At 72.9% G+C, this 9,803-nt stretch carries 8 protein-coding genes; all 8 read left to right on the top strand.

Features of this window, described 5'->3' with window-relative positions:
* On the top strand, nucleotides 1–224 hold a 224-nt coding region (locus ACLF3M_RS22195; protein ID WP_430659165.1), incomplete at its 5' end, for a hypothetical protein.
* Entirely contained in the window at nucleotides 221–2,206 is a 1,986-nt protein-coding gene (locus tag ACLF3M_RS22190; protein WP_430659164.1) for a peptidoglycan D,D-transpeptidase FtsI family protein, read from the top strand. The genes ACLF3M_RS22195 and ACLF3M_RS22190, both read left to right, overlap by 4 nt.
* Complete coding sequence (locus tag ACLF3M_RS22185; protein ID WP_430659163.1) at nucleotides 2,193–3,674, top strand: UDP-N-acetylmuramoyl-L-alanyl-D-glutamate--2,6-diaminopimelate ligase; 1,482 nt, start codon at nucleotides 2,193–2,195, stop codon at nucleotides 3,672–3,674. Before ACLF3M_RS22190 ends, ACLF3M_RS22185 begins: the two co-directional genes overlap by 14 nt.
* Nucleotides 3,671–5,074 (top strand): UDP-N-acetylmuramoyl-tripeptide--D-alanyl-D-alanine ligase, encoded by a 1,404-nt coding sequence (locus ACLF3M_RS22180; RefSeq protein ID WP_430659162.1) that lies wholly within the window; start codon nucleotides 3,671–3,673, stop codon nucleotides 5,072–5,074. Before ACLF3M_RS22185 ends, ACLF3M_RS22180 begins: the two co-directional genes overlap by 4 nt.
* Nucleotides 5,071–6,159, top strand: coding sequence for a phospho-N-acetylmuramoyl-pentapeptide-transferase (gene mraY, locus ACLF3M_RS22175; protein WP_430659161.1), 1,089 nt, complete (start codon nucleotides 5,071–5,073; stop codon nucleotides 6,157–6,159). The genes ACLF3M_RS22180 and mraY overlap by 4 nt, the downstream gene beginning before the upstream one ends.
* On the top strand, nucleotides 6,156–7,535 hold the full coding sequence (gene murD, locus ACLF3M_RS22170) for a UDP-N-acetylmuramoyl-L-alanine--D-glutamate ligase (RefSeq protein WP_430659160.1): 1,380 nt from the start codon (nucleotides 6,156–6,158) through the stop codon (nucleotides 7,533–7,535). The genes mraY and murD overlap by 4 nt, the downstream gene beginning before the upstream one ends.
* On the top strand, nucleotides 7,532–8,665 hold the full coding sequence (locus ACLF3M_RS22165; protein ID WP_430659167.1) for an FtsW/RodA/SpoVE family cell cycle protein: 1,134 nt from the start codon (nucleotides 7,532–7,534) through the stop codon (nucleotides 8,663–8,665). The genes murD and ACLF3M_RS22165 overlap by 4 nt, the downstream gene beginning before the upstream one ends.
* Nucleotides 8,665–9,801, top strand: a complete 1,137-nt coding sequence (gene murG / locus ACLF3M_RS22160; RefSeq protein ID WP_430659159.1) for an undecaprenyldiphospho-muramoylpentapeptide beta-N-acetylglucosaminyltransferase — start codon at nucleotides 8,665–8,667, stop codon at nucleotides 9,799–9,801. Before ACLF3M_RS22165 ends, murG begins: the two co-directional genes overlap by 1 nt.
* The last annotated feature ends 2 nt before the right edge of the window (nucleotides 9,802–9,803 follow it).

Below are 9,803 nucleotides of genomic sequence, written 5' to 3'. Positions count from 1 at the left end.
CGCCGCGGCCGATCCAACCCGCGGTCCACGTCACCCCCGCCGCGCCCGCGCCGTCCGAGCCCGTGCGCGTCACCCGCGCCACCCCGCCCGAGACGACCGTCGCCTCCGCCCTCGGTGGCGCGACCATCGGCGGCGCGCGCCCCCTGCTGCCCCCCCCGGTCCCCGTGTCCCCCGCAGCGGCCGCGACACTGGACGGGATGCGCGGCGCCTCACCGGCGCGATGAACCCGATCCCCCCCGCCCCCGACGCGGCGCCGGCCGGCCGCACCCTCGGCGCCGAGGCCCCGCGCAACGCCGTCGTCAAGGTCACGCGGCCCGAACTCGCGCGGCGCGCGGTCCTCGCCCGGACGCGCTCGCGCCTGCTGATCGCGGCCTCGGGCTTCGGCGTGCTGTTCGGCGCGGTCGCCTTTCGCCTCGCCGACGCGACGCTGCTCGACCCCGCGGAGCCGCGGCGCCTGCAGGCGATGGCGGCAGCGACCCGCACGGCGGAGCACCAGCCCCAGCGCGGCGTCATCACCGACCGCAACGGCGAGATCCTCGCGGTCTCGCTGCCCGTGACCGCGCTCTACGCCAACCCTCGGGAGATCCAGGACCCCGCCGCGATCGCCCGCCGGCTGGTGCGCGTGCTGCCGCAACTCGACGAGGAACGCGTCACCCAGCGACTGACCGGCGAGCGGCAATTCGCCTACATCGCGCGGTCACTGACCCCGCGCGAGCAGCAGGCCGTGAACTCGCTCGGCGTGCCCGGCCTCTATTTCGAGAACGCCGAGCGCCGGGTCTATCCGCAAGGCCGCACGGCCGCGCATGTGCTGGGCGGCGTCGATGTGGACGGCAACGGCATCGCGGGGATCGAGAAGTATTTCGACGAGCGGCTGCGCGGCCGACGGATGGACCAGCTGCGCCTGTCCGTGGATGTGCGCGTCCAGCTCACGCTGCGCGACGCGACGCAGCGCGCGATCAACGAGTACAACGGCATCGGCGGGGCCGGCATCCTGATGGATGTCAACACCGGCGAGGTGCTGGGCATGGTCAGCCTGCCCGACTTCGACCTCTCCGACCCCGTGCAGCGCGACGAGCGGCCGATGAGCCGGGAGGAGCAGGGCAACAACCCCCGCTTCAACCGCGCAACCGTCGGCGTCTACGAGCCGGGATCGACCTTCAAGCTGCACACGGCGGCGGCCGCGCTGGACCTGAACCTCATCAACATCTGGAACGGCTTCGACGCCTCGCGGCCGATCAGCTACGGCCGCTTCACCATCGACGACTTCCGCGGCAAGCGGCGCTGGCTCGCCCTGCCGGAGATCCTGGCCTATTCCTCCAACATCGCCTCCGCGCACATGGCGCAGGCGATCGGGCCGGCGCGGCACCGCGACTACATGGTGCGGCTCGGCATGGGGTCCCGCCTGCAGGTCGAGCTGCCGGAGGTTGCCCTGCCGCTGATCCCGACGCAGCAGAACTGGCGCGAGATCAACACGATGACCGTCGGCTTCGGCCATGGCATCTCGGTGACGCCGCTGCACGTCGCCAACGGCGTGGCGCCGCTGGTCAACGGCGGCATCTGGCGCCAGCCGACCCTGGTCGCCCGCGCGCCGGGCGAGCAGATCCCCGGCACGCGCGTGATCAGCGAGCAGACCAGCGCGACGATGCGCCGGCTGATGCGGCTGGTCGTCACCGACGGCTCGGGCAAGGGGGCGGACGTGCCGGGCTATTTCGTCGGCGGCAAGACCGGCACGGCACTCAAGACCGGGCCGCATGGCGGCTACCTCCAGAACCGCCGGATCGCCGCCTTCGTCGGCGCCTTCCCCATGAATGCGCCGCGCTACGCGATCTACGTCATGGTGGATGAGCCCAAGCCCAACGCGAACAGCCATGGCTATGCGACCGCGGGCTGGGTGGCGGCACCGGCAGCGGGGATGGTCATCCGCTCCGTCGCGCCGATCCTCGGGATGGTGCCGGAGACCGAGCGCGCGGCGGAGATCCAGGCCTCGCTCGCCATCCCGATGCAGCCGGGCCGGCCGGCCAACGCGCCGCGTACGCCGGCCGCGACGCCGCCCGCCGCGCCCGCGGCACGCGTGCCGCCCACGGCGCAAGGCAACCCGCCCGCCGCGACGCCCGCCGCGACGCCGGCCCAGGCCAACCCGCCGGCGCCCTTGCGCACCGCGCAGCCCGCCGCCCCGCAGCGGGAGGCGAGCCTTGCGCCTCGATGAACTGCTGCGCGCGCATGAAGACCTCCCGGGCTGGCGCGGCGACACGCCGGTCATCGAGGGGCTGACCGCCGACAGCCGCGCGGTCGCGCCCGGCTTCCTGTTCGCCGCGCTGCCGGGCGCCAGGGCCGATGGACGCGCCTTTATCGCCCAGGCCGTCGCGCAAGGCGCGGCCGCGGTGCTGGGGCCGGACGGCACGGCCTGGCCCGAGGGCGTGCCCGCCCGCCCGCTGCTGACCTCGCGGGATCCGCGCCGCGCGCTGGCGCTGATGGCCGCGGCCTTCCACGGCATGCAGCCCGCGACCGCGGTCGCGGTGACGGGCACCAACGGCAAGACGAGCACGGTGGATTTCCTGCGCCAGATCTGGGCGCTGGACGGGAAGCGCGCGGCCTCGCTCGGCACGCTCGGCCTGATCGCGCCGGGACTGCCGCCGGGACCGTCGCTGACCACGCCCGATCCCGTCGCGCTGCACGGGATGCTGGCGATGCTGGCCAGGTCGGGCGTGACGCATGCCGCGATGGAGGCGTCGTCCCATGGCCTCGACCAGCGGCGGCTGGACGGGGTGCGGCTGGCGGCGGCGGGGTTCAGCAACCTGACGCGCGATCACCTCGATTACCACGGCACGATGGAAGCCTATCGCGCGGCCAAGCTCAGGCTCTTCGACACGCTGCTGCCGGCGGGCGCCGCGGCGGCGGTGAATGCCGATATGGATGGCGAGACGCTCGCGGCGCTGCGGGCCATCGCTGCCGAGCGCGGACTGCGGCTCCTGACCGTCGGCGAGGCCGGCGAGGCGGTGCGGCTTGTCGCGCAGACGCCGCGTCCAGACGGGCAGGTGCTGGAGCTCGACGTCTTCGGCCAGCGCGCCACGGTGGAACTCGCCCTGCCCGGCCGCTTCCAGGCGGACAACGTGATGCTGGCCGCGGCGCTGGCGATCGTCACCGGAATGCAGGCGGCGCGCGTCGTCGCGCTGCTGCCGAAGCTTGCCGTCGTGCGCGGCCGGATGGAACTCGCGGCGCGGCTGCCGAATGGCGCGGCGGCCTATGTGGACTACGCGCACACCCCCGATGCGCTGGAGCGGCTGCTGACCGCGCTCCGGCCGCATGTCGCGCCGGGCGCGAGGCTTCACGTGGTCTTCGGCGCCGGCGGCGACCGCGATCCCGGCAAGCGCCCGCTGATGGGCGCGGCCTGCGCGCGCCACGCCGATGTCTGCTGGGTCACGGACGACAATCCCCGCAGCGAGGATCCCGCCGCGATCCGCGCCGCCGTGCTGGCGGCCTGTCCGGGGGGGATCGACGCTGGCGACCGCGCCGGCGCGATCGCGCGCGCGATCGCGGCGCTCGGCCCCGGCGACGTGCTGGCGGTGGCGGGCAAGGGGCATGAGAGCGGCCAGACCATCGCCGGCGTGACGCATCCCTTCGACGACGTTGCGGTGGTGCGGGGCATCGTCTCGCCCGACGGAGCCGCGGCATGAGCGTGCTCTGGACCTCCGCCGAGCTGCGCGCGGCGACGGGCGGGACGCTCGCGTCCGAGGTCGCGGTGAGTGGCATTTCGATCGACACGCGGACGATCCAGCCCGGCGACCTCTTCGTCGCGCTGCGCGACCAGCGCGACGGGCACGACTTCGTCGCCGATGCGCTGGCCAGGGGCGCCGCCGCCGCGCTGGTGGATCGCGACCCGCAGGGCGTCGGCGGCGCGGCGCCGCTGCTGCGCGTGGCGGATTCCCTGACCGGCCTGCAGGCGCTGGGCACGGCGGCGCGGACCCGCAGCCATGCGCATCTCGTCGGCGTCACCGGCTCGGTCGGCAAGACCACGACGAAGGAGATGCTGCGCGTCGCGCTCTCCGCGCTGGGGACGACCCACGCCTCCGTGGCGAGCTACAACAACCATTGGGGCGTGCCGGTGACGCTCGCCCGCATGCCGCGCGACGCCGCCTTCGGCGTGATCGAGATGGGCATGAACAACCGCGGCGAGATCGCGCCGCTGACGCGCATGGCCCGCCCGCATGTCGGGGTGATCACGGCGATCGGCACGGCGCATATCGGCAACCTCGGCAGCCAGGAGGCGATCGCGGAGGAGAAGGCCGACATCCTGCTCGGCCTGCAGCCCAAGGGAACGGCCGTGCTGCCCGCCGACAGCCCCTTCCTGCCGCAACTCCTCAAGCGCGCCGAGGACGCGGGGGCGCGCATCCTCAGCTTCGGCGAGAGCTCCCGCGCCGATATCCAGCTCACGGACTACATTCCCGGGCCCGACCGCGGCACCGCGCGGCTGCTGATGGACGGGCTGCCGCTGTCGGTGCATCTCTCCGCGCCTGGCCATCACCTCGCGATCAATGCCTGCGCGGTGTTGGGGGCCGTCCATGCGCTCGGCCTCGACGTGGTCGCGGCGGCCGAGGCGTTGTCCGCCTTCGACGCCGGGGCCGGGCGCGGCCAGCGCGTGACGATCGCGCTGCAGGCCGGCGCCGCGCTGCTGCTGGACGACAGCTACAACGCCTCCGCCGCCTCCATCCGCGCGGGGCTCTCGGTGCTGGCGGCGCAGCAGGCGTCCCGCAGGATCGTCGTCCTCGGCGACATGCTCGAGCTCGGCGAGGGCGGGCCTGCCATGCACGAGGCGCTGGCGCCCGACATCGCCGCCGTCGCCGACCTGGTCTATGCCTGCGGCCCGCTGATGCGGGGCCTCTACGAGGCCCTGCCCGAGGCCCGTCGTGGCGCCCACGCGGCCGACAGCGCGGCGCTCGCGGCGGTCGTGGCGGAAGCCGTGCGTCCCGGCGATGCGGTGCTCGTCAAGGGCTCGCTCGGCATGCGGATGGCGCGCGTGGTCGCCGCGCTGAAGGCGCTCGACGTGACCGGCGATGCCGGCAAGGTGGTTCCGTGATCTTCAACCTGCTCGCGCCGCTGGCCGAGGATTTCATCCTCTTCAACCTGTTCCGCTACCTGACCTTCCGGGCGGGCGCGGCCTGCATGACGGCGCTGGTGCTGTCGCTGATGATCGGCCCCTGGCTGATCGAGTATCTCCGCCGCACCCAGAAGGGCGGCCAGCCGATCCGCGAGGACGGGCCGGAGAGCCACCTGCTGACCAAGAAGGGCACGCCCACCATGGGCGGCCTGCTCATCCTGATCGCGCTGAGCGTGTCCACCCTGCTCTGGGCCGACCTGCGCAACGGCTATGTCTGGGCGGTGCTGCTGGTGACGCTGGGCTTCGGCGCGCTCGGCTTCGCCGATGACTGGCTGAAGGTAACGAAGCGCAACACCAAGGGCGTGTCGGGCCGGCAGAAGCTGGTGGTGCAGTGGGCGGTGGGCCTGGCCGCGTCGGTCTGGATCGGCTTCCTGTTGCCGGCGGCGCTCGACGACAATGTCGCGGTGCCCGTGATCAAGGACCTGCTGGTCCCGCTCGGCATCGTCTTCCCGGTTTTCGCGGCCTTCGTCATGGTCGGCGCGTCGAACGCGGTGAACCTGACGGACGGGCTGGATGGCCTGGCCATCGTGCCGGTGATGATCGCGGCGGGCGTCTTCGCGCTCATCGCCTATCTCGTCGGCAACCGGGTTTTCGCGGACTACCTGCAGCTTCATTTCGTGCCCGGCACGGGCGAGCTCGCGGTCTTCCTCTCGGCGCTGATCGGGGCGGGGCTCGGCTTCCTGTGGTTCAACGCGCCCCCGGCCAAGGTCTTCATGGGCGACATCGGGTCGCTTTCCATCGGCGGGGCGCTCGGCGCGGTGGCCGTCGCGACCAAGCATGAGATCGTGCTGGCGATCGTCGGCGGCCTGTTCGTCGTGGAGACGCTGTCCGTCGTGATCCAGGTCTTCTGGTTCAAGCGAACGGGCAGGCGCGTCTTCCTGATGGCGCCGCTGCACCATCATTTCGAGAAGAAGGGCTGGGCGGAGCCGACCATCGTCATTCGCTTCTGGATCATCGCCATGGTGCTGGCGCTGGTCGGCCTTTCGACCCTGAAGATCCGATGAGCACCTTCCGGCCCTTCTCCGGACAGCGCATCGCCGTCGTCGGGCTCGGCCGCGCCGGGCTGCCCGCGGCGCTACGGCTGCGCGAGTGGGGCGCGGAGGTCGTCGCCTGGGACGACGGCGCGGCGGGCCTCGATGGCGCAGAGCGCGCGGGGATGACGGTTCGCGACCTCTCCGCGGGCCCCTTCGCCTTCGACGCGCTGATGCTCTCGCCGGGCATCCCGCACATCCTGCCGAAGCCTCACCCCGTCGCCTCCCGCGCGCGCGATGCTGGCGTGCCGATCCTGGCCGATGTCGAGTTCCTGTTCCGCGCGGTCCGCGCCGCCGGCAGCCAAGCGCAGTTCATCGGCGTCACGGGGACGAACGGGAAGTCCACAACGACCGCGCTGGTCCACCACCTCCTGACCGGCGCCGGCCAGACCTCCGAGGTCGGCGGCAATCTCGGGCCCGCCGCGCTGGGACTCAACATCTTGGGGCACAACGGGCGCTACGCCCTCGAAATGTCGTCCTACATGTTGGAGCGACTCGCATCGATCCGCTTCAACCACGGGGTGATGCTGAACCTCAGCGCGGATCATCTGGACCGGCATGGAAGCATGGCCGGCTATGCCGCTGCGAAGGCTGAGATCTTCGCGCGGCAGCAGCCGGAGGACCTTGCCGTGGTCGGGCAGGACGACGCGTGGACGGCGGCGATGGCCGCCGGCCGGCGCGCGCGCCTGCGCAGCATCTCCGCGCTGCGGCCCATCGCCGGCGGCATCTGGGCCGAGGGCGCGTCGCTGCGCGACGATTCCGGCGAGATCGCCGACCTCCGCGCCGCCCCTGCCCTGCCCGGGTCGCACAACGCGCAGAACGCCGCGGCCGCGGCCGCCGTCGCGCTCGATCTCGGCGTGACACGGGCGCAGGTGGCGGCCGGCCTGGTGACCTTTCCCGGCCTGCCGCACCGGCAGGAGCGCGTCGGCACGCTCGGCGGCGTCGTCTTCGTCAACGACAGCAAGGCGACCAATGCCGACAGTACGGCGCGCGCCCTCGCATCCTATGACCGCGTCGTGTGGATCGCGGGAGGCATCGCCAAGGAAGGCGGGATCGAGGCGCTGGCGCCGTTCTTCCCGCGCATCGCGAAGGCGCTGCTGATCGGCCGCGATGCGCCCGCCTTCGCCGCGACGCTGGCGGCCGCCGGCGTGCCGCATGAGGTGACCGGCACGCTCGACGCCGCTGTCCCCGCCGCGGCCGCCGCTGCGCGGTCCGGTGCAGCACCCGTCGTGCTGCTCTCGCCGGCCTGCGCAAGCTTCGACCAGTTCACGGGCTTCGACGCCCGTGGCGACCGCTTCCGCGCCCTGGTGCAGGGCATGATTTCCGACGATCTCGGGAGGGCTGCCTGATGGCCGTCTCGCGCGCCGACACCTCCACGCTGGGGCGCTGGTGGTGGACGATCGATCGCTGGACGCTCGCCGCGCTGCTCGCGCTGGTAGGCTTCGGCTACGTGATGATGCTCGCGGCCTCGCCGGCGGTGGCCGAGCGCATCGGCGCGTCGTCCCGCAACATGTTCTTCGCGCGCCAGATCGTCTACCTCGCTGCCGCCAGCGCGGTGATGGTCGCGGTCTCGATGCTCAACGTGCGCCAGGTCAGGCTGCTCGGCTGGGTCGGGCTTGTCGGCTCGCTCGCCATGGTCGCGGCGACGCTGGTGATCGGCGCCGAGATCAAGGGCGCGCGGCGATGGCTGAACCTGCCGGGCCTCGGCTCCATCCAGCCCTCGGAGTTCCTGAAGCCCTGCTTCGCGATCGTGGCCGCCTGGCTGATCGCGGAGGGCAAGCTGAACCGCCGCTGGCTCGCCACCCTGTTCGCGGTGGTGCTTTTCGTCGGGATCGCCGCGCTGCTGAAGGGCCAGCCCGACATCGGCATGCTGATGGTCATTTCGGCCGTTTTCTTCGCGCAGTTCTTCGTGGCCGGGCTGAACCTGTTCTTCGTCGGCATCGTCGGCGCGATGGGCGTCGGGGCGGCGGTGCTGGCCTACATGATCTTCCCCCACGTGCAGTCGCGCGTGCAGCGCTTCCTAGACCCCGCGGCGGGCGACAACTACCAGGTTTCGGTCGCGCTCGAGGCCTTCGGCAATGGCGGCCTGCTCGGCCGCGGCCCGGGCGAGGGGCGGATCAAGAACGTGCTGCCCGACGCCCATGCCGACTTTGTCTATGCCGTCGCGGGCGAGGAATTCGGCCTGGTGATCTGCCTGCTGATCCTGGCGCTCTTCGCCTTCATCGTGGTGCGCGGGCTGATCCGGCTGCTGGGCGAGACGGACCTCTTCGTCGTGCTCGCCTCGGCGGGGCTGCTGACGCAGTTCGGGTTGCAGGCCTTCGTGAACATGGCGTCCTCGCTCCATCTGATCCCGACCAAAGGCATGACGCTGCCCTTCGTGAGCTATGGCGGGTCCTCGGTGCTGGCGATCGCGCTGGGGATGGGCATGCTGCTGGCGCTGACGCGCCGGCGACTGTCGCGGCTGGAGGAGGAACGGTGATGCGGGGGCCCTCCGCGCGTCCCGTCGTCATCGCCGCCGGCGGGACCGGCGGCCATCTCTTTCCCGCCGAGGCGCTGGCCGCGGAGCTCGTCGCGCGCGGCGAGCGGATCGCGCTGATGACCGATGCGCGCAGCGCGGCCTATGAAAGCCCGGCCTTCGGCAATGCCGAGCGCTTCGTCCTGAAAGGCTCGGGCCTGGCGGGCCGCGGCGCCAAGGCCGCGGCGCAGGGCACGCTGGCGCTCGCCGCCGGCACGATCGAGGCGCGCGGGATCCTGAAGCGCCTGGACGCCGCCGCGGTGGTCGGCTTCGGCGGCTATCCCTCGGTGCCGCCGATTATCGCCGCGCGCACCCTGCCGCGGTCGCGCCGGCCGGTGACCGCACTGCACGAGCAGAACGCGGTGCTCGGCCGCGCCAACCGGCTTCTGGCCAAGGGCGCCGACCTGCTGGCGCTGTCGGTGCAGGACACCGGCAAGGTGCCGTCCGAGGCGCGCGTCGAGATCGTCGGCAACCCCGTGCGTCCGGCGCTGGCGGCGCTGACCGGGCAGGACTACGCGCCGCCGGCCGAGGACGGCGCGATCCGGCTTCTGGTGCTCGGCGGCTCGCTCGGCGCGCGCGTCTTCGCCGATGTCGTGCCGGGCGCCGTCGCCGCGCTGCCCGAGGCGCTGCGAGGCCGCCTGGTCGTGACGCAGCAGACCCGCGCCGAGGACCTGCCGCGCGTCGAGACCGCCTATCGCGAAGCTGGCGTGCCCGCCGACCTCTCGCCCTTCTTCAGCGACATCGCGACGCGGCTTGCGATGGCGCATATCGTTGTTGCGCGCGCCGGCGCCTCGACCGTCGCGGAGCTCGCCTGCGCGGGCCGGCCCTCCATCCTCGTGCCGTTGCCGAGCGCGATCGACGACCATCAGACCGCCAACGCAAGGTCGCTTGCCGCCGTCGGCGCGGCGTGGCTGATGCCGCAGCCCGCCTTTGCGGCGGAAGCACTGGCACGGCATCTCGAGGCAGTGCTGTCCAACCCGCCGGCGCTGGCGCGCGCCGCCGCCGCGGCCGGCAGGGAGGCGCATCCCGAAGCGGCGCGCCGCCTGGCCGATCTTGTTCAAACGCTCATCGCCGCGGCCGCGCCGCTGGAGTCCCGCTAATC

The organism is Falsiroseomonas sp. HW251 (assembly GCF_050563545.1).
GTDB lineage: Bacteria > Pseudomonadota > Alphaproteobacteria > Acetobacterales > Acetobacteraceae > Falsiroseomonas.
Note: the sequence above shows the minus strand (reverse complement) of the source record. Positions and strands in the feature narration are given on the sequence as shown.